This window comes from Vibrio mexicanus, assembly GCF_001012815.1.
GTDB lineage: Bacteria > Pseudomonadota > Gammaproteobacteria > Enterobacterales > Vibrionaceae > Vibrio > Vibrio mexicanus.
This window is the reverse complement of the sequence record NZ_JYJP01000057.1, coordinates 1-213: the sequence shown is the minus strand read 5'-3', so window position 1 is coordinate 213 and position 213 is coordinate 1. Positions and strand designations below refer to the sequence as shown.

The window sequence follows — 213 nt, the reverse complement described above, 5'->3', positions numbered from 1 at the left end:
TGTATCTCGTTAGAGAAAACATTGTCTAAAGACTTTCAGAGCCGTCAAAAATCCGAACCAGCAGCAATATTTTGATGTGGTTTGGATAATGAATTCCAAAAATATTTAGAGAATGGTGGGCGATACCGGGCTCGAACCAGTGACCCCCTGCTTGTAAGGCAGGTGCTCTCCCAACTGAGCTAATCGCCCACATAAGTTTTGATTCTTCGTGGA

General features: G+C 43.7%; 1 tRNA gene. It reads right to left on the bottom strand.

Annotation, left to right across the window (positions count from 1 at the left end):
- Positions 1 to 113 precede the first annotated feature (113 nt).
- Positions 114 to 189: transfer RNA gene (locus tag UA76_RS09345), tRNA-Val, on the bottom strand.
- Positions 190 to 213 lie beyond the last annotated feature (24 nt).